14 protein-coding genes are annotated in these 20,853 nt (G+C 37.6%); 1 reads left to right on the top strand and 13 read right to left on the bottom strand.

Annotation, left to right across the window (positions count from 1 at the left end):
- Positions 1-20: 20 nt before the first annotated feature.
- The 11 genes from ON09_RS00535 to ON09_RS00485 form a co-directional block, all read right to left on the bottom strand.
- On the bottom strand, positions 21-692 hold the full coding sequence (locus tag ON09_RS00535) for a protoheme IX farnesyltransferase (RefSeq protein WP_010599110.1): 672 nt from the start codon (positions 690-692) through the stop codon (positions 21-23).
- Positions 693-703: 11 nt separating this feature from the next.
- Positions 704-1,762, bottom strand: coding sequence for a COX15/CtaA family protein (locus ON09_RS00530; RefSeq protein ID WP_010599109.1), 1,059 nt, complete (start codon positions 1,760-1,762; stop codon positions 704-706).
- Between the two features lie 88 nt (positions 1,763-1,850).
- Positions 1,851-3,725 carry a cytochrome c oxidase subunit I gene (locus tag ON09_RS00525; RefSeq protein ID WP_029204013.1) on the bottom strand — a complete coding sequence of 625 codons (1,875 nt, stop codon included), beginning with the start codon at positions 3,723-3,725 and terminating at the stop codon, positions 1,851-1,853.
- Positions 3,726-3,749: 24 nt separating this feature from the next.
- Complete coding sequence (locus ON09_RS00520) at positions 3,750-4,988, bottom strand: cytochrome c oxidase subunit II (RefSeq protein WP_010599107.1); 1,239 nt, start codon at positions 4,986-4,988, stop codon at positions 3,750-3,752.
- A 68-nt stretch (positions 4,989-5,056) separates the two neighbouring features.
- Positions 5,057-6,277: a hypothetical protein gene (locus ON09_RS00515; protein ID WP_010599106.1), complete on the bottom strand. Its 1,221-nt coding sequence runs from the start codon at positions 6,275-6,277 to the stop codon at positions 5,057-5,059.
- A gap of 15 nt (positions 6,278-6,292) precedes the next feature.
- Complete coding sequence (locus ON09_RS00510) at positions 6,293-6,916, bottom strand: c-type cytochrome (protein WP_010599105.1); 624 nt, start codon at positions 6,914-6,916, stop codon at positions 6,293-6,295.
- A complete protein-coding gene (locus tag ON09_RS00505; RefSeq protein ID WP_010599104.1) occupies positions 6,888-7,424 on the bottom strand; it encodes a DUF3341 domain-containing protein in 537 nt (178 codons plus the stop codon). Before ON09_RS00505 ends, ON09_RS00510 begins: the two co-directional genes overlap by 29 nt.
- A 2-nt stretch (positions 7,425-7,426) precedes the next feature.
- Positions 7,427-8,899 carry an NrfD/PsrC family molybdoenzyme membrane anchor subunit gene (nrfD, locus tag ON09_RS00500; protein WP_010599103.1) on the bottom strand — a complete coding sequence of 491 codons (1,473 nt, stop codon included), beginning with the start codon at positions 8,897-8,899 and terminating at the stop codon, positions 7,427-7,429.
- A gap of 26 nt (positions 8,900-8,925) precedes the next feature.
- A complete protein-coding gene (locus tag ON09_RS00495) occupies positions 8,926-11,955 on the bottom strand; it encodes a TAT-variant-translocated molybdopterin oxidoreductase (RefSeq protein ID WP_010599102.1) in 3,030 nt (1,009 codons plus the stop codon).
- A gap of 48 nt (positions 11,956-12,003) precedes the next feature.
- Positions 12,004-13,299, bottom strand: a complete 1,296-nt coding sequence (locus tag ON09_RS00490) for a c-type cytochrome (RefSeq protein ID WP_010599101.1) — start codon at positions 13,297-13,299, stop codon at positions 12,004-12,006.
- A gap of 253 nt (positions 13,300-13,552) precedes the next feature.
- Positions 13,553-14,533 carry a deoxyhypusine synthase family protein gene (locus ON09_RS00485; RefSeq protein WP_010599100.1) on the bottom strand — a complete coding sequence of 327 codons (981 nt, stop codon included), beginning with the start codon at positions 14,531-14,533 and terminating at the stop codon, positions 13,553-13,555.
- Positions 14,534-14,904: 371 nt separating this feature from the next.
- On the opposite strand from ON09_RS00485, the gene ON09_RS00480 reads away from it, so the two are divergent.
- The gene (locus ON09_RS00480) at positions 14,905-16,032 is read left to right on the top strand and encodes a BamA/TamA family outer membrane protein (protein ID WP_010599099.1); all 1,128 of its coding nucleotides are present in this window, start codon (positions 14,905-14,907) and stop codon (positions 16,030-16,032) included.
- 213 nt (positions 16,033-16,245) lie between these two features.
- Here ON09_RS00480 and ON09_RS00475 read toward each other — a convergent pair whose 3' ends face one another.
- The gene (locus ON09_RS00475; protein WP_010599098.1) at positions 16,246-18,630 is read right to left on the bottom strand and encodes an outer membrane beta-barrel family protein; all 2,385 of its coding nucleotides are present in this window, start codon (positions 18,628-18,630) and stop codon (positions 16,246-16,248) included.
- Entirely contained in the window at positions 18,630-20,705 is a 2,076-nt protein-coding gene (locus tag ON09_RS00470; RefSeq protein ID WP_162097927.1) for a M56 family metallopeptidase, read from the bottom strand. Before ON09_RS00470 ends, ON09_RS00475 begins: the two co-directional genes overlap by 1 nt.
- Positions 20,706-20,853 lie beyond the last annotated feature (148 nt).

The following is a 20,853-nucleotide window of genomic DNA, read 5'->3' as shown; positions in this document are numbered from 1 at the left end:
AATAGTACTGATGAAAGTAATCAACGCAGTTGCTTTATCACGTTTTTAGTAGGTAACAACCTGAATCCTGCTTTTTTATAATCATCATCCAATACCCATGCAATGGCCCAGAAGTGAGGAAATTGCCATACAAACTGGATCAGGAATAAAATAACTGCAATGTTATAATCAATTGCATAAAACATCTCAGATTTTAAGCTACCAAATGCAGCTAAATAGCCGATTAGCGGTGGTAACGCACCAGGTATGGCACCAACGAAAACTGCAATAGGCGATTTTCTTTTTAATGGCGTATACGCAAATGCATATAGTAAAATTGAAAACACTGATAACAAACCTGTTTCAAGATTCAAGTGTCCTAATAACCATGTTCCTAGAAAAGCCATGAATACCCCAAGGATCAAGCCCTGTCCGGTGGTCATTCTCCCAGCTGGCATTGGGCGGTCTTTCGTTCGAGACATTAGTTTATCCAGATCTTTCTCTATGATTTCATTAAAACAATTGGCCGCTGCAGTAACTAAAAAACCACCGGCTATTAATATACCCCAGTTACCCCAATCTATTGATGGAATATGCCCTCTGCCAACTTGCATTTTCTGACCGATCAAAAACGAAATCGACGCAGAAAACACCACCGTAAACGATAGCCTGAATTTGATGAGTTTAGAAAAATCTGAAATAACTTGTTTCAATTCTCTTTTTATTATTGTTTGTAAGTACTTGTTCTGTAAACCAGCAAGTACAAATAAAACTGTAAACTAAATAACAACGTAGAAAATAAAATATGTACTGCCTGCGCTGCTGGTGGAAACGCTATGTAAGCCAATGCGAAGCCACTTAATAATTGTATGAGGAGCGTAATTAATATGAATCGGGCAGTTAATAAGGGTGCTGCCTTTCCACTAAACCGATCAATTACCATTTTATAAACGATGGCATTACAAACCACCACCAATATGGCCAAATCGCGATGGTAAGAAAATATGTCACCCACTTTATCAATCCATGTACCTCTTAATCCATAAGACAAAGACTTTGCAATTACATCTACCGATTCCCTTACTTCGGTACCTAAAACAATCTGTATAATACTAATTACCAGCGTAAATAGTAAAAAACCCTTCAGCCATAATATGCGATACATGATTACAGAAGGTGTTTTTCCAAGTTGCTTTGCGTAGTTATAGGTGTAAATCGAAATGGCTAAAATTACAATCGCTAAAAGCATGTGAACAGTGACCACCCACTGTGCCAAATTAGTAGATACTACAATCGAACCTAGCCAAGCCTGATAGCCGACCACCAATATGTTTAGAATGCTTAAGAATATAATTCGCTTTGCGGTCTTTCGGTAAGTAAATGAATAAATAGCGGTTAAAAGCAAAAACAATCCAGCAAATACACCAGTTAAGCGATTTAAATATTCAACCCAGGTTTTGGCTGGATTAAATTCTTCGGGAAGCGTAATGCTTTTATCATTCCTGATACTGTCCGCTAACGCTACTTTGCCCATACCTTCTAAATATCTGGCAAATTTCTCATTCTTTTTAATCCTTCCGGCTACATACTTTTCTTTATAGTTTGCTGGAAGTTGCGATACATCAGTTGGTGGAATATAGCGATCAAAACATTTCGGCCAATCAGGACAGCCCATGCCAGAACCCGTACTGCGTACGATACCGCCGGCAAGAATAACCAATAGCGTAACTATGATGGTTATAAAGTTTATCTTGATGAAACGTTGTTCTGATCTACTGACCATATATCTTTTAAGATGAAAAGGGTATCCGGATAAGCAGAAACTTAATCAGATACCCCTTTTAAAATTGTATTAAAGCTTTGCGCTTATCTTAGTTTTCTTTAACCGGATTAGCCAATTCCCAATCCTGTTGAATTTTTTCTGCCTCAGCATTTCCTTCAAAGTCATGAGGTAAGTTTGAACTCATCGTTTGAGAGAAAGGTACTGTTTGAGGGATAAAATCCACGTCATGACCAGGTTTGCTATAATCATATGGCCATCTGTAAACGGTAGGAATTTCTCCTGGCCAGTTTCCGTGGATGTGTTCAACTGGTGCTGTCCACTCTAAAGTATTGGCCTCCCAAGGGTTTTGAGGTGCTTTTTTACCTTTAAAGATTGAATAGAAGAAGTTAAACAAAAATGCTACTTGAGCCAAGGCTGCAAAAATAGCTGCCCAGGTTACAAAAACGTTAACAGTTAACCATTTTTTCATGAATTCAAATTCTGTGAAAGCATAGTAACGACGAGGTACACCATCTAAACCTAAAAAGTGAAGCGGGAAGAATACCAGGTAAGCTGCAATGAAAGTTAACCAGAAGTGTAAGTAGCCTAACTTAGCGTTCATCATTTTACCAAACATTCTTGGGAACCAGTGATAAACACCTGCCAACATACCAAAGATAGCTGCAGATCCCATTACCAGGTGGAAGTGGGCAACAACGAAATAAGTATCATGTAAGTTAATATCTAATGAAGCATTTCCTAAGAAGATACCAGTTAATCCACCAGAGATAAAAAATGAAACCAAACCTATAGCAAATAACATCGCAGGAGTGAAACGGATGTTACCTCTCCAAAGTGTAGCCAGGTAGTTGAATGTTTTTACGGCTGATGGTACTGCAATAATCAACGTGGTAATCATAAATACACCACCCAACAATGGGTTCATACCTGTCACAAACATGTGGTGACCCCATACGATGAATGAAAGTACAGTAATACCAATTAATGAATAAACCATCGCATGGTAACCAAAGATTGGTTTGCGGGCGTTTACAGATATAACTTCTGATGAAATACCTAATGCCGGCATAATTACGATATATACCTCAGGGTGACCTAAGAACCAGAACAAGTGTTGCCACAAAATTGGCGAACCACCTTCGTTCGGTAAAATGTCAGTACCCATTACAATATCTGACAAGTAGAAACTTGTTCCAAAGCTACGATCGAATACCATTAACACTACACCTGCTACAAGTACAGGGAATGATAAGATACCTAAGATAGCAGTTAAGAAGAAAGCCCAGATCGGTAACGGCATTTTCCAAAGGTCCATACCTTTAGTACGCATGTTTAAAATTGTACTCACATAGTTGATACCACCCATTAGAGATGATGCCACGAAAAGTACCATACTTACTAACCATAATGTCATACCCATACCAGAACCTGGCATTGCCTTAGCAACAACCGATAATGGCGGATAAACCGTCCATCCACCAGAAGCAGGTCCGGTTTGAACAAAAAACGAAGACATCATGATCACACAAGCCATAAAGAAGAACCAGTATGAAAGCATGTTTAAGAATGGCGAGGCCATATCTCTTGCTCCGATTTGTAATGGAATAAGTAAATTACTAAAAGTTCCACTTAACCCTGCAGTTAATACAAAGAATACCATAATGGTACCGTGAATAGTAACTAAGGCTAAATAAAAATCAGGTTTGATGCGACCACCTTCAGCCCATTTTCCTAAAAAAGTTTCTAAGAAAGGGAAGTTTTGATCTGGCCAAGCCAATTGAATACGGAATAAAATTGATAAACCCATCGCAATTACGGCCATGATGATACCCGTAATTAGGAATTGCTTAGCAATCATTTTGTGATCCATGCTGAAGATATACTTCGAGATCAACGTCTCCTTGTGGTGACCGTGATCAGCGTGGTCGTGATTGTGTTCGTCGTGTAATGCTATTGTTGACATAATTCTTTTCGCTCCTGCTTAATATTATTTATTTAAAGCCATTTGGTTACCTTTCACAGCTGCCGAATCGGTTGCTGATGAATCTCCTTCTGCTGCTGGTTTAGCAGGCGCAGGTGCCACAGGCAAATTAAATTGTTTTCTTAAATCGTCGTTTAAGTATGTTTTCTGTTCTGCAATCCAGGTTTTGTACTCAGCCTCTGAAACTACACGCACATCTTTCTGCATGTTCCAGTGACCTGACCCACAAATTTTAGCACAGAAGAAAAGGAACTTAAAGTTAGGATCGTTTGTTTCCTCCTGCATCTGACGGGTAGTCTTAGTCGGAGTGAATTCGAAAATCGTTTGCATACCCGGTACAGTATTCAACTGCACTCTGAAGTGAGGCATGTAAAAACTGTGGATAACATCTTTACTGTTTAAGATTAACTTAACTGGTTTACCAACTGGAATAACCATTTCATCAGCCATCTCATCATCACGAGAGTTTAGGTCTTTGAAATCGATACCTAAGGTATTCGAAGAAGTAGTTAATTTATAGTTTTTCTTACCTACAATACCATCGGCACCTGGATAACGGATAGACCATTTGAACTGTTCAGAAGTTACCTCGATTTGAAGTGGCTTGTTATTCGGATCTTCAACTTTGAAGAAAATCGATCTCCAGGTTAAAAAACCCATCAAAACCAAAACGGTTAATACTAAAGCCGGAACAATTGTCCAGATTTTTTCGATTGTATTATTGTGTGGGTAATAGTATGCTTTTCTTTTTGCAGAATATTTGTAGATATAAGCAAATCCAAATAATAAAATGTGGGTTAAAATGAATACGATTGTAGTAATGATCAATGTTAAATTAAACATTTCATCAATTTTCTTTCCATGTTCAGATGCAGCATCAGGTAACAACATCGAACCATGAACCGTATACTCCCAATACACACCGTACAAACCCAGGACAAGAAACAACGCAAATAAACTTGCATGAACTCTGTTCCAGTTAATACCAACTGGCTTGCCTTGTGCTTCGCGGCTTAATTCATATACTTTTATTGATTTACCAATAATTGCGATGAATAAACATACGGCAAGAAAGATCAGAATATAAAATATTACTGATTTATAAACCTCGCCCATATCAACTTTCGGTGCCGCTGCAGCTCCTGCTGCTGCCTCTTGCGCAAATGCGCTGGTGTTTGCAAAAACAGTAAGTAATACTGCTAAAGCCGCGGTCGTTTTATTCGTGATAAACTTTCTTAAACTCATTTTCTTAAAAGTAGTACGCTGTACTTCTATTATAATAATAATTAAATATTTGCCCTATATATCATCTACTAAAGTTGATGATGCAAACTTTCTTGTAATAATGGGTGATTCTTTGCAATTAAAGGTTTCTTGCTTAAGTTGCCTAAAACCGTAAAGGTAAACAATCCTACAAATCCTAATGCAGTACCGATCTCAACAATACCAAAACCGTTGTGGCCATCTTCAACAGCTCCTGGCATAATCATTTGATAATAATCTACCCAGTGACCTAGCAGAACTACAATAGAAACGAATAACAATTTAACATCTGTTCTTTTATTATCTCTATCCATTAACAATAGAACCGGAGCTAAGAAATTCATTGCAAGGTTTAAGAAAAACCAGAATTTGTAATACTCAAAGCGTTTGTAGAAATAAACCGTTTCCTCTGGCATGTTTGCATAGTAAATTAATAAGAACTGTGCGAACCATACATAAGTCCAGAAGATAGAGAAACCAAAGATAAACTGACCTAAGTTATGTAAGTGGCTATTGTTAACCCATTGCATATAACCAGCTCTTCTTAATAAGATGATGATGATGGCAATGGTTGCTAAACTACTTACCCACATTGCAGCGAAGTTATACCAACCGAACATAGTTGAAAACCAGTGTGCTTCTAATGACATGATCGTATCGAAAGCGAATATCGGCGTAGTAAAACCGTAGATCACTAAGAAGATACAAGCATTTTTAAAGCTCTTTCTGTAAGAAACCAATCCACCAGCTAAATCTTCATTGTATGATAGTTTAGTAAAACTGATTGCAAATGCACTGTAAACACCCAAAAACACTACCATACGACCTAAGAAGAAAGGTACGTTCAGGAATACTGATTTACCTGCGATTAAAGAATCGTAGTTAGGGCTGTTCGGATCAGTTAATCCCTCAGCATGCCAGTGGTGATATAAGTTGTGTGTATATAAACCAGCAGAAATAATCACGATTAGGATTATAGAAGCGATAGGCAATGTTTTAGCCAGTGCCTGTGGTACACGTAAAATTGATGCAGACCATCCTGCCTGCGCAACAAATTGAACAGCAAGGAAAAACATACCTGACATACAAACGCATGCAAAGTAGTATCCCATAAGTAACAGGTTGGCAAAAGTACGCTCATGCATTACTTTATCTCCAGTAAAACCGTAACCAATAGCAATAGCACCTAATATGATACCAACAATGCTTAAGGTTTTTACTTTACCTGTAAACTCAAACTGTTCACTAAAATTAATATTGTGAGTTCCCATTTATATTCTGCTTTACTATTGTCCTTTTTGTAATTGTTGAACATACATCACTACTTTCCAACGATCTGTTGGCGTAATTTGTGAAGCATGCGAGCCCATGTTATTTACACCGTAAGTGATGGTGTGATAAATTTTACCAGGTGTAAGATCTACCATATTTCCACCACGTGATGAAGCGCCTGTTTGATAAGCCGGTACACCACTAAATTTCTCAATTTTAACTAAGTGACCTTGACCATCACCTTTTTCACCGTGGCAAGGGCTACAGAAAACACCAAATAAATGTTTTCCTTCTGCTAAATTTAAAGTATCAACAGGTAATGGATTTACCATGCTTACACCTGCAGCTTCATATCCTTCTTTTGTATTAGGATATTCATCATACTCTGTAAAACCAACCGGCTTTGTATTTGCTGGTGGCACCTGTGCGGTATGACCTTTGAAACTAGCCAATAACTTATTAGTAGTATCAACCGGCTGATCCGGATTTAATGCTAATGCATCATACATGTTTCTGGCATACTCTAAACCAGTACTGCGTTTATCTCTACAAGCGGATACTGTAGCTGCGAAAGCGATAGCTAAAAACGCCGTATAAACAAATTTATTCTTATTCATAGCTAATGTACTTCCTTTCATTATACTTTACTTCTAAAGCACCTGCATCTTTTAATAAACCATCAATAACAGTGTGCGCTGCATTTTCCCTTGCATCAACTGCAATCACAAAACGATCGTCAGTTGCACGAAGATCCATTACTCTTGGTGCTCTTCCTGGAAATAAATGCGTAGAGGCATAATAAGTTAAAACCATACCGAAAGCACAAAACAATACGGTAAGCTCGAACATTATCGGAATAAAATCCGGTAATGCAAATGATGGTTTACCACCAATGTTTACTTTCCAATCGATTACTGCGCAAAAATAAATTAAAGCAAAAGCTGCGCAAGTTCCGGTAATACCAAAGCAAAATGCTGCGATATCGATTCTCGATCTTTTAATTCCTAATTTGGCTTCTATTCCGTGTATAGGCATTGGCGTATAAACATCATAAATGCTTACACCATTTTCCTGAAGCTTTTCGATGCCATGCATCATTTCATCAGGATCACCAAAACTGCCTAAAATATATTTGATATCACTCATTGTTATATTTTTGCGTAATCTTCTTGTTTAACACTATCAAATTTCTGTAATGACTCTACGTATTCTGCAACGTACTCTTTATTCTCATGTCCTTCTTTAATCTGTTTCATTTTAGATTGCTCACTTGCAGTTTTCAATAATAATTTAACCTCTGCGATAGCAATTGATGGCAATACTCTTAAGAATAATAAGAATAAAGTAAAGAATAATCCAATTGAACCAACGAATACACTTACGTCAACCCAGGTTGGATAAAACATCGCCCAGCTTGAAGGAATATAATCACGGTGTAGTGAAGTCACGATAATTACGAAACGTTCGAACCACATACCTACGTTTACCACGATTGATAAAATCCAGGTAGCTTTAATGCTTAAACGGATTTTTTTGAACCACAGTAATTGTGGAGAGATTACGTTACAAGTCATCATCATCCAGTATGACCACCAGTAAGGACCAGTAGAACGGTTGATAAATGCATATTGCTCATACTCAGAACCTGAATACCATGCGATGAAGAACTCAGTTAAATAAGCCACACCTACAATTGATCCTGTTAAGATGATGATTTTGTTCATCGACTCAATGTGGAACATGGTGATATAGTTTTCAAGACCTAATACTTTACGTGCTACCAATAATAAGGTTAACACCATCGCAAAACCTGAGAAGATCGCCCCTGCTACGAAATATGGAGGAAAGATGGTGGTGTGCCATCCAGGAATTACTGATGTTGCAAAGTCCATTGATACAATCGTGTGTACAGAAAGTACCAGAGGAGTTGAAATACCAGCCAAGATTAATGATACTGCTTCGAAACGTTGCCATGTTTTAACACCGCCTGTCCAACCAAAAGAAAAGATGGTATAGATTTTTCTGCGTGTTCCAACTGCACGGTCGCGAATGGTTGCAATATCTGGCAATAAACCTGTGTACCAGAATAATAATGATACAGAGAAATAAGTAGAGATGGCAAACATATCCCAAACCAATGGCGAGTTAAAGTTAACCCAAAGTGATCCGAACTGATTTGGTAATGGTAATACCCAATAAGCTAACCAAGGACGGCCCATGTGTGATACAACGTAAGTTGCCGCACAGATAACGGCGAAAATAGTCATCGCCTCTGCCGAACGGTTGATTGAATTACGCCAGTTTTGACGGAAGAGTAATAGTACCGCTGAAATTAGCGTTCCGGCGTGACCGATACCTACCCACCATACGAAACCGGTGATATCCCATGCCCATCCAACTGTTTTATTTAAGCCCCAAGATCCGATACCGTTCCAAAAGGTGTAACTCACAGCTACAACCCAAAGTAAAGCACCTAATGCTGAAACGATGAAACCAATCCACCAAGCCTTGTTCGGCTTGTTTTCTACCGGTCCTAAAATATCGTCCGTAATTTTTGCATACGTGATATTATCGCCGGTAATTAATGGTTCTCTAAGTATTGATTCGTTATGTCCTGACATAATTTGTATTTTCTTTATACTAAAGCTTACGCTTGTACTGTTGTATCTGTGTTTCTAATTTTTGTCATGTATCCGATACCCGGTTTCACGTTGATCTCTTCCAATACGTAGTAGATACGCTCAGAACGTAATGCTTTTGAAACCTCTGAGTTAGGATCGTTTGAATCACCAAATATGATCGCATTTGCTGAACAAGCTTCCTGACAAGCCATTTTGATATCGCCATCTTTTAATGGACGTTTCTCTAATTTAGCTTGTAACTTACCACCTTGAATACGTTGGATACACATTGAGCATTTTTCCATTACCCCACGAGAACGTGTAGTAACATCAGGATTTAATACCAATTGAGTAAACTCATTATTTAAGTAGTTATCGAAACGAGAATCATTCCAGTAGTTGAACCAATTGAAACGACGAACTTTGTATGGACAGTTATTCGCACAGTAACGTGTACCTACGCAACGGTTGTAAGCCATGTGGTTTAAACCATCTGATGAGTGTACAGTTGCCAATACCGGACAAACTGTTTCGCAAGGTGCGTGATCACAGTGTTGACATAACATCGGCTGGTGAACAACAGAAACATGATCTAAGTCTTCCAACTTAGCGATTTCTTTTTCTTTAGTTACATCACCATCTTTAGTTTCGTAGCTATAGTAACGATCGATACGGATCCAGTGCATCTCACGACGACGGCGAACCTCATCACGTCCTACAACAGGAATGTTATTTTCAACGTTACATGCAACGATACAAGAACCACAACCTGTACAAGCATTCAAATCGATTGCCATTACCCAGTTGTTACCTGGTTTCTCATATTGATCCCAAAGATCATAATCTTTGTGTTCGCCTTTGTGGTTCCCCGCAGAAGCATCTTTCAAATATTCTTTGAATGTAGCTTCTTTAATTACTGCACGGCCTTCGAAAGAGTGGTGTGTTTGTGTTTGAGCCAACTCATAGTAACCCCCTGTTGGAGTAATGGTTATATTAGAGGCATATTGCATGGTTCCATTCACGAACGTTACAAAAGGGAAAGCATTTTTACCTACATCGTTACCCGCTTTACCAACTTTGGTACGGCCATAACCTAATGCGATAGAAGCAGTTCCTTGTGCTTGTCCTGGCTGGATCAATACAGGAAGATCAACTGAATATCCGTTGCTACCTTTTACAGTAACCACATCAAATTCTTTAATTTTTAATTTTTCAGCATGTTTTGGTGCTAAGGCAACATAGTTATCCCAGGTTACTTTAGAAACCGGATCAGGTAACTCTTGCAAAAATGCGTTGTTTGCATTTTTACCATCACGCATTGGGATGTTTTCGTAAACCTGTAATTCAATTTGATCACCACCTTTGGCTAAAGCTTTGCTTGCAGAAACAATTTTGCTAGCTACCTCAACAACAGATTGTGTGAAAGAATAAGCTGCTGCAGTTTTTGGAGTTACTGCAACTACACCTTTTTCTAAAACGTCATTCCATTTTAAACCAAGTGCAGGCAACATTTTGGTTTCCCAGTTGCTGCGAACAAACTGATAGTAATCTTTAACCGGAGCATCAGCCCAAACCAATAAACTCTCTTCAGCCTGACGGCTGTTGAAAACCGGATTGATGGTAGGTTGAACGATTGAATAATATCCCTCGTAAGCATTTGCATCACCCCATGATTCTAAATAGTTATGGTTGATGGCAATGGCATCACAAAGTGAAGCCGTTTCATCAGCACGATCTGAAAATGAAACTTTTGCAGGAACTTTAGCTAAAGCATCAGTAAAAGCCTTAACATTCATGAAATCGTAAGCAGGGTTGCTGTTTAAGAAAAACACCGCACCAACTTCGCCACGATTCATTTCAGCAACCAAGCCATTAAATTCGGCATCGTTACCAGCGTATAAATAGCAAGGATTATCTAAATCGATCGTAGTACCATAACTGCCGATAGCGGAGTTAATGGCATTAACCAAAATCTGCGTAGAAACATCATTAGAACCACAAACAACAAGGCCTTTACCTTTATTTTGTAGTAATTCTTTAGCTACTAATTTGATTACCTTATCAGCAGTTGCGTTGTTTCCTAAAGTACCACCAGCTAAAGACTGACCAGTAATGGCGTTATATAAAGCAATTAACGCAGGACCTTCTTCAGATAATTTCACAGGAACACGTGTATCTGCATTAGTACCTGTTAAGCTCATTCCACTTTCGAACTGAATGTGGCGGCTCATTTTTTTATTTTCTAAAGATTTATAGTTACGGTTAGCTGTATATTGAGCTGTAAACTCTTCACCACTAATCCAGGTACCTAAGAAATCTGCACTGAAACTTACAATTAAATCAGCTTTATCGAAATTGTATTTTGGTAATACCGCTTTACCAAAACTGTTTTGGTTGGCTTGAATAATACCTGTATAAGAAACAGCATCATACTGAACCAATTTAGCAGCAGGATATTTAGTAATAAATTGTGCTAAAACTGCATTTGTTGAAGGACTATTAACTGTAGAAGCCACAACACGGATTTTTTTGCCACCCGCTTGTGCCTTTGCCAGTTCGCCTTTCACAAAACTATCTAGCTTAGCCCAGGTTGTTTCTTCGTTTTTAAGAACCGGTGCTTTTAATTTAGATACATCATATAAATCTAACACTGAAGCTTGCGCTCTTGCATCTGTACCGCAATTGAACTCACCTGCATTAGGATTTGGTTCAATTTTGATCGGACGACCTTCTCTTGTTTTAACTAAAATACTCTGGCCGTTAAAGCTCGAAGTATAATAGTTAGGAATACCTGGGGTAACTTCTTCAGGTTTTACCAGGTAAGGAATAGATTTATGAACAGGGGCACTTTGACATGCAGCTAAAGTAACTGCACCTAAACCAAAACCTAACGCCTTTAAAAAGTCGCGGCGTGGGGTAACGGTACTTAACCCTGCTTCATTTAAAACATCTTCTATTGGAAGTGGCTCGGCAAATTCGTTTTTGTTATTCTTAACAAAATCGGGTGTATTGTTATACTCCTCTAAGCCTTTCCAGTATTTTTTGTTGCTTTCCATTTAAGCTATATTACTGTTTATTCGAACGTTCTTACTAAACTCTATCTATTAATAGTGGCACTTACCACACTCTAAACCACCCAATAACGCTGGTGTAACTTTCTCGCCTTTTTTAATTTTCTCATGCGCTTCGATAACCTTAGCGTAGAAAGCATTATTTTTCTGACCAGAAATATCTGTTTCCTTGTGGCAGTTGATACACCATTTCATGGTTAATGGAGAATATTGATAAATTTCTTCCATGGTATTAACCGGACCGTGACATGCGAAACATACAGGCTCTGTTGGTTGTAAACCTTTTGCTTTACGAATTGCATCTTCTGCAACCACTACGTGTTGAGAGTGATTGAAGTAAGCAAAATCTGGCAAGTTGTGTACACGTACCCACTCCATCGGTTTCTCCTTGCTCTTATCATATTGCTGAGTTTCCGGATCGTAACCTAACGCATTGTAGATTTTTTTGATCTCTGGAGAAATCTCACCATCATAATTATCTCTCGCCTGAACAGCTTTGTGGCAGTTCATACAAACATTTAATGATGGAATTGTAGCATTTTTAGATTTAAACGCACCGTTGTGGCAGTATTGACAATCGATTTGATTAATACCTGCGTGTAACTCGTGTGAGAATTTAATTGGCTGTACTGGTTGATAACCGGTGTGAACACCTGTATCCCACATACCCATCCAACCAAACGATCCTAAGCAAATGATCAAACATAAGATGAAGAACATCACGAACTTCTTGTTTTTGAACATTTTACGAACGCCTACCGTTAAAGGCACATCTTCTTCAATTTCAATACCTTGTTTTTGTAGAATTAAACGCTCTAATAATTTAGATGCACGACCTAAGATTACTAAAATGACAATACCTACTAATACAATAGCAATGATACCAGCGATAGATAAACCTGAAGTAGTGTCATCTTTCGGAGCGACAGCGCCTGCAGCACCAGCAGCTGGTTTTGGTTCACCTTCCTTGATATAAGCTAAGATGCTTTTTACTTTTTCTTCATCTAACTCAGGGAAAGAAGTCATTGCTACTTTTCCATTTTCGTTAAACAATTTCACAGCTTCCGGATTACCGGCAGCAATCATACCTTGTGAATTAGGAATCCATTTTAAAAGGAACTCTTCCGAGTGGCGATCGCTCACCCCTGTTAAAGCAGGACCTATTAATTTGGCATCTAACGCATGGCATGATGAACATTTAGCCCTGAAAAGCGTTCTCCCCTCTTTAGCATCTTGCGCATTTACGGTTGAAACCGCTATTACGGAAATTGCTGAAAATACGAATAACGACTTCCAAACGCTTTTTAAAATCATCGAGATATCTCTCATAATGAACACTTTATACTTATTTAATTTACTTTTTGTTGTGAAATTGATGCCTGAACTGATATAGCCCCATCAAAACTTGAACAAAAGTATAACTTATTAATAAATCCCATGACATAATACTGACGTGAAATACAATTTATAATCATTCTAAACAAATGCCCATTCGGGCTCGCCAGCTAAGAAAAATGCCCATTTTTGAATTTATCTCCAATGGGCATTAAGAAAACCAATTTGGTTTTACTAAGATTTATAATTATTGTTTTAATATCCACGCAAACATTAGCGGCGCTACAATTGTTGCATCGCTTTCTACAATAAATTTAGGTGTGTGAATATCTAATTTACCCCAGGTAATTTTCTCGTTTGGTACTGCACCTGAATACGATCCATAAGAGGTTGTAGAATCCGAAATCTGGCAGAAGTAGCTCCAAAACGGAATATTTTCCATTTCCATATCCTGATACAACATTGGCACTACACAAATAGGAAAATCACCGGCAATACCACCACCAATCTGGAAGAAACCGATACCTTTACCGCCACTGTTAGCAATATACCAATCGGCTAACCAACCCATATATTCAATACCGCTTTTCATCGTTGTTGCTTTTAACTCCTGTTTCATAACATAAGAGGCAAAAATGTTACCCATTGTTGAATCTTCCCATCCTGGAACAACAATAGGCAAATTCTTTTCAGCAGCTGCCAACATCCATGAATTTTTTGGATCAATTTCATAGTATTGCTCTAAATCGCCACTCAACAACATTTTATACATAAACTCATGCGGGAAGTATCTTTCGTCTGCGGTATCTGCATCTTTCCAGATTTTATGAACGTGCTTTTGCAAACGACGAAAAGCTTCCTCTTCAGGAATACAGGTATCCGTAACACGGTTGTAATGATTTTCTAACAAATCCCACTCATCCTGCGGGCTTAAATCGCGATAGTTAGGCACACGTTTGTAATGTGAGTGCGCTACCAGATTCATAATATCTTCTTCAAGGTTGGCACCTGTACACGAAATAATCGCCACTTTATCTTGACGGATCATTTCTGCAAGTGAAATTCCCAATTCAGCAGTACTCATTGCACCAGCAAGTGTGATCATCATTTTACCACCTTCATCTAAATGCGTTTCGTAACCTTTAGCCGCATCCATCATTGCCGCAGCATTAAAATGGAGGTAATTACGCTCCATGAACTGAGATATTGGTCCTCTTGTATTGCTCATTTTGTTTTGTATTGTTTTGCGCAAAAGTAGGCATTTAGCCCGAAAGGATAAAACATTAATAGTGTTTGGAGTTTGGGGCTTAGCGTTGTGAACTGATTAAGTAATTTTAATAATTGATAAATTCTCTACGCTATTTTCATCCTGAGTATAGTTGAAGGATCTTTTTTTGGGAAAGCAGTTGTTCTAAAATTATTAAAGTTAGTCCGGCTTTTTGATTCAAGGCCCAATGAAAAATTGGGCGCTTTCCCCGTCAATCCGGTTTAGGTGGCGTGGACACTGCCGCTGTTAGTGATTTCCAATCTACCGTCATAAAACACACGACCAACTTGCAGGAAATAAATCTTCAATAAAAATTCAGTTAATTTGCGGCAATGAAAAAATTTTGCTTGCTCCTGTTATTTATTGTACTATCTGGAAGCTCATTTGCTCAAATGAAGTTGATTAAAAAACTGCTTTCTAACGAAAAAGACACTTTGCGTAAGGCCAGCTTTTTACCCATTCCATCATTTGGTTATGCTCAGGAAACAGGTTTTCAATTCGGAGTTGGCGCAATTGTAGGTTTTTATGCAGATCGGCTGGATACCACCAACCGACCTTCATCATTAACACTTAACCTGAATTATTCTACATTGAAAGCCTATAACATGAGCTCGCTGATTGACATCTGGGGTAAAGGGAATAAGCTTCATTACATTGGCGAACTGCGTTTCAAACGCATGCCTTTTAACTTTTACGGAATTGGTAACAGTACAGATGAAGGCAATGAAGACAAGCTGATCCAGCAACAGATTAAAGTTTTGTTACAAGCCGAAAAACAGTTATTGCCAAAAGCTTATACCGGAGTATCACTAGGTTTCGAAAACTATGAATATAAAGATGTGGTTGCAGATGGGATTTTTAGTAAAGATCCATATTACAACAACAGAACCGGAAGCGTTTTATACCTCGGCGTTTCGCAAAGCTATGATGCAAGAAATAATAATAATTATACAACGAAAGGTTTCTTTATCAGGGGAACCTACCAATATGCGCCAAATATTTTTTCAGCAGGCAATTTTACCGGCAGTCAGATAAAAATTGATGCCCGAAATTTCTGGAGATTAAACAGAAGCTTCGCTGTCGGTGTGCAAGGACTCTACAATACTGTAATTGGCAACAGCACCCCAATTTATTTGTTGCCACAAATGGGCAATGACGAAATGATGCGAGGTTATTATGGCGGACGTTACCGCGATAAAAATTTACTGGCCTTTCAAGCTGAGCTGCGTTATCGTTATAGCAGCCGCTTTGGCGCCACTGTTTTTGGCGGTACAGGAACAGTCTGGGGAGTTGATGATTTCTCTAAAGAGGCTTTCAAACCCAACTATGGGGCAGGTTTTCGGTATTTCTTCGATCCTGAGAAAGGAATCAGCGTCCGCTTAGATTATGGAATTGGTGAAAAAAGACCAAATGAAAAACGACAAAGCGGATTTTATATCAGCATTGCTGAAGCGTTTTAAATGATGGAAGATCTTTGATGGAAGAGTCTAATCATCCCAAAAGATAATCTATAGATATCAGTGTATTTTTAGAGCGGTCGTCATTGCGAGGCACGAAGCAATCTCCCCTCAAAAAAATAGTTTTCACGATGAGATTGCTTCAATCAATGATCAAATTGATTTCGAAATGACGGGCAAATTGTCCATTTTCTATCATCCATCTTACCTCTCACATCAATTACTTCTCCTTCGCTCCTCTTCATTTCCGCCCTTTCTTTCCAGCTGTTTTATTTTTTCATTTCCAAAATTAAACCGGGCGGTAAAACGGATTTGTCTCGCATCGTAATAGTTATTGTATTCCTGCCTGATGTTATTGATCAAACTACTATACCGATATTTATTTGTCTTTAGAACATCATTGGCATTCAGCGATAACTGAAGTTTTTTATTCAGCAGCAAAGTTTTCACGCCAAAATCGAGGTTAGATTGGCTTTCGTTTTCATTCAGGCCATCAACTGTTGGAAATTGATACCAGAAATTAATATCGGCCAAAATAGTTTTCGATTTATTAAAGGTGAATTGATTTGATGTGGAAAAATACGCTCCAGCGCCTTTTAAGTTTGATAAGGTTTGGACAATACTTGAATTTGAAACACTGTAAAAAACATTAAACTGATTCGTTGTTTGCCAGTTTTTAAACGGAATTAATACAGCCGAATTGCTGAACTGATATTGATAACGTGTGATGAAATTAACAGGCTTCGATGCTTGTGTATTCGAACTCGCATCAATAAAATTCACATCATTAAATCCATCCTGCGTATTGCTAAAGGAGAAAGTACTGATGAATAAACTTTTGTAGGTATGTGAAATTTCGACATTGTTATTGTATGATGGCTGTAAAAACGGATTGCCTTCAGCATACACAAACGGGTTGCTGTACCAACGAAAAGGGTTTAATTTCCGGTAAGCAGGTCTGTTAATTCTTCTTCCATAGTTTATATTCCATGCACTTTGATCTGTTGCCCGATACACCACATATAGCGTTGGAAACAATTGAAAGTAGCTGTTTTCATTTCGCTGGTTAACAGACACACCATCAATTTGAGTATACTCTCCTCTTAGCCCAATCTGGAAATCCCATTTTCGAATGGTTTTATTGAGATTGACATATAAGGCCTGTGTGTTTTCGCGATAACTAAACAAATTACTTTGGTTTACATCGAGTTCGTAAATAGTATTTCGTCTTTTATAAAAAGCAACGTCACTTTCATTATTAATGAAACTCAATTTGGCTCCAACAGCAAACTTGAACGTTTTAAAAGGTAAATCAACATCTGCCTTAAGGGTATACAAGTTTATATTCTGCTTACTGGTTGATAAATATTCTGCAAATGAGTTTGGAATAAGCCCCCCATCCGTTAGATAACTTTGATTATTAAAAAATCGGTTTTTATCATCGGCAAATCTGAACCAATCGGCATTGATGATGAGTTGCTTTCCTGTTGAATCCAGCGACTGCTTTAGGTACAAATTTGTCGCATGAAAATTCGATCTGATTTTTGCATTCGCATCAGAATTTAAAAGGGAATCTAAACTGCTTTGATGATTAAAGACTTTCGTTTTAATATTTTCTTCAGAATGGAAATTAGTTAAACCCCCGTTGTAAGATAAGCCAAGCAACGCTTTCTTCGAGATCTGATAATCCAATCCAACTTGTGCACTTGGTACAGTTCTGAAATTCCGGTCCTTGTTAACCACATTCCAGGTTTGGTTGGGATAAAAAATAGTACTTTGCTCAAAGGGCACAATTGAACCTTTACGAACATTTAGGGTAGAATTTACAGTAATTTTATCTTTTCGATAACTGATATTTCCTCCTGCAAAAGCTGTGGGGTGCGTAGCTTGCGTAAATACCGTGTTTACCGATCCTTTAATCCCTTCAGCAGTAACCTTTTTCAGGACAATATTGATCAATCCATTGTTTCCCTGGGCATCATATTTAGCAGGGGGATTTGTAATCACTTCAATTTTTGAAATCTGATCACTGGAAATTGATTTCAGGTAATTTGATAAATCATCCTGACTAAGCTGAATGAGTTTATCGTTCATCATCACATTTACAGCACCTTTCCCCACTAATGAAACCTGATCATTCATCACGCGAACACCAGGAACTTTGGTGAGCAACTCAATTGCATCAGTACCAATTGCCGAAATGCTGTTTTCTACGTTAAAAATTGTACGATCAATTCTTTTTTCCACCAAAGGCTTTTTTGAGTTGATTTGAACATCAACAAGCTTTTGTGCATTTTCCATTAATTGGATGTTAATAGAAGTATCGCTTCGCAATTGAAAATTGCGTTGCTGACTGACGTAATTGATCGCCGAAAAAAAGATATTGTAACTACCAGATGGTAAGTTTAAGAAAATGTAATTCCCTAGACTATCTGATTGGGTGTAAACTGATTTGTTACTTGCGTTAGTTAATTTAATAGAAATCAAAGCCTGACCAATATTATTTTCGCCAAGTGATTTTCCGACGATTTTGAATTGAGCCTGAACGCCTGAAAAAGTTAGGATGAACAATAATGTGATTGCGAATAATAATTTATGCATTAGCGATCTAAGTCAGCGCCGAATAGTTTGGCTTTAGAAGTTCGTACATCGTAGTAAATACTATCTGCCTTAACATTTTTGCTATGATGATAAATGATGGCGTTCGTTGCCTTGAATAACCCCCTGCCAGCATCATAAATAATTTTAGATCCGGAAAGATTAACATCATCATAAGCAACCTTCGCATTTCCGAACATGTAAATGATTGATTTACTTTTATTAAATTTCACAGAATCTGCCCTGTATTCAACTTTTGGAGTTTTAGTTTTGTCGTAATTTATCATATCCAAATTATCTACCCTAAAATTTCCATTCTCTGAATATGCTTTAAAGTTTCCTTTATTTAAATTAAACACCACTAAACTAGCTACCATTTTTGTTCCGTCGAAAGTGGTCAGGGTTGCCTCTTTTGCAGTAAGGATATTTTTGTTTGTATCCCACTCAACCTTTTCCGCACTTAATACGTCTGATTTAATTTTAATCACAGCATCCTCCATTTTAGAAATATTGTTTCTTTTATCGACATTAAGTTTCGTAAAAGACATAATCTTTGGAACCACAGTCTTTTTTGAAGTATCGGCTTTTAAACCTGCCACCTTTTGATGACCATCTTCTTTGTAGAATTTGTAGAATAACCTTTTATTTTGAACACCAAATGTTTTCACATTTTTAGAAATGGAAATCCAATCCTTAACCAAATAAGATTTAGCTCCTGTTTTTACTTCATGTACAAATCTCAATCTGATACTGTCACCCTTTTTAAAATTATTTAAATAGGCTAACGCCGTCTGCGATTCATCGACTATCAATTTAAAATTGTAGCCATTCGAAATTACATTAAAAATCTTTTTAGCACCTGAAGGTGTTATACTTGAGATTAGTCCATCATTAAACCTCACGCTATTCACTTCGTACAAAAATGGATAGACTTTAGGTTCTGGCATTTGATAAATAAGTTTATCGCCGGAAAAAACCTGTTTTGGATTGAGATAAACAAATTTCTCTCCTCTGGTAAAACCGGTTGAAGCAACAACAATTTTCAATTCATCACCTGTTTTTAAAAGGTTTAGCGTTTGCTGCCCTAAATACATTTTTGGCAGAATATAAGTTGTGCCTTGCGATTTAAATAATTTACCATCATCGTAACCAATTGTAGACTTCGACTTATAATCTTTATTTATGATACCATTTAAGGTTTTTCCAATTGCGAGTTCAGAGATTTCCTTCAATTCCAAATATTCTTTGGAAGTAAAATAAGAATCGGTTTGTTTCACATTTGGCAAAGGCAATTCATGATATTTTGGTGCTTTATTTTGCAACGCATCTGGAGTAAAAACATCTTTCTTTGTTTCTGATTGTGCATAAACTACCTCAACTGCAAATAGCCAAACCAATCCAAATACTACTGGTAATGCCAACAAATACGTTAATTTCTTCATGTTTTTAGATTTTGAGTTAAACAACATTTTAATTCGATCTTTAATCGGGCTTTTCACAAAATTGTGAATCAACGGCATATCACTTTTAGCAACAGCCAGCTTTAAAAGTAAATTAGCATAAGTCTCACTACCACAACCTGAAGAGGTAATTTCATCCGCTTCATATTCATGGTTTTGCTCCACTGCTTTATCAAAAAGATAGATTACAGGATTGAACCAAAACAATACTTTAAATAGCATCAGTAGCATCTTATCTATTGAATGAAACTGTTGCACGTGAACCCTTTCATGCCTTAATAAAACTTGCAATTCGCTTTCGTTCAACTGATCATCGATAAAAACGTAATTAAAGAATGAGCAATTGGTAAAACCTTCAGTTTTCGAGATCAACTTTAACCCATCAATTTGTTTAAAACCTTTCGCATATTTCAACAGAGCAAACAAACGCCAGAAACAAACCAGCAACAGCATTGCAGTAATACTCAGGTAGGCGTAAAAGCCCATCATATTCCAGTCTATTTCAGTTGCCTGTTTCGGCTCGTATTCAACTGCCAAAGGCTGCATCATATTGAAAGGTTCGTCACTTAGTTTCTCAAGTTGAGGCTTCTCACTCCATTCCCTAGTTTCTATTACCATTATTTCGCGTTTAATCTCGAACTGCAAAGCCGGAATAATTAAACTACAAACCAAGGATCCCAGTAGGTAAAACCGGTTGAATTTGAAGAATGTAAGTTTCTTCAATACCAGTAGATAAACCGCAAAGAAAAAAACCGTGCAGACACTA

Origin of the sequence: Pedobacter agri PB92, assembly GCF_000258495.1 — a bacterium.
GTDB classification, from domain to species: Bacteria; Bacteroidota; Bacteroidia; order Sphingobacteriales; family Sphingobacteriaceae; genus Pedobacter; species Pedobacter agri.
Note: the sequence above shows the minus strand (reverse complement) of the source record. Positions and strands in the feature narration are given on the sequence as shown.

Coding starts and splice junctions, on each gene's coding strand:
- ON09_RS00525 (WP_029204013.1), bottom strand. CDS start 3,725: ATGTCAACAATAGCATTACACGACGAACACAATCACGACCACGCTGAT.
- ON09_RS00510 (WP_010599105.1), bottom strand. CDS start 6,916: ATGAAAGGAAGTACATTAGCTATGAATAAGAATAAATTTGTTTATACG.
- ON09_RS00515 (WP_010599106.1), bottom strand. CDS start 6,277: ATGGGAACTCACAATATTAATTTTAGTGAACAGTTTGAGTTTACAGGT.
- ON09_RS00530 (WP_010599109.1), bottom strand. CDS start 1,762: ATGGTCAGTAGATCAGAACAACGTTTCATCAAGATAAACTTTATAACC.
- ON09_RS00485 (WP_010599100.1), bottom strand. CDS start 14,533: ATGAGCAATACAAGAGGACCAATATCTCAGTTCATGGAGCGTAATTAC.
- ON09_RS00475 (WP_010599098.1), bottom strand. CDS start 18,630: ATGCATAAATTATTATTCGCAATCACATTATTGTTCATCCTAACTTTT.
- ON09_RS00480 (WP_010599099.1), top strand. CDS start 14,905: ATGAAAAAATTTTGCTTGCTCCTGTTATTTATTGTACTATCTGGAAGC.
- ON09_RS00490 (WP_010599101.1), bottom strand. CDS start 13,299: ATGAGAGATATCTCGATGATTTTAAAAAGCGTTTGGAAGTCGTTATTC.
- ON09_RS00505 (WP_010599104.1), bottom strand. CDS start 7,424: ATGAGTGATATCAAATATATTTTAGGCAGTTTTGGTGATCCTGATGAA.
- ON09_RS00495 (WP_010599102.1), bottom strand. CDS start 11,955: ATGGAAAGCAACAAAAAATACTGGAAAGGCTTAGAGGAGTATAACAAT.
- ON09_RS00520 (WP_010599107.1), bottom strand. CDS start 4,988: ATGAGTTTAAGAAAGTTTATCACGAATAAAACGACCGCGGCTTTAGCA.
- nrfD (WP_010599103.1), bottom strand. CDS start 8,899: ATGTCAGGACATAACGAATCAATACTTAGAGAACCATTAATTACCGGC.
- ON09_RS00470 (WP_162097927.1), bottom strand. CDS start 20,705: ATGGTAATAGAAACTAGGGAATGGAGTGAGAAGCCTCAACTTGAGAAA.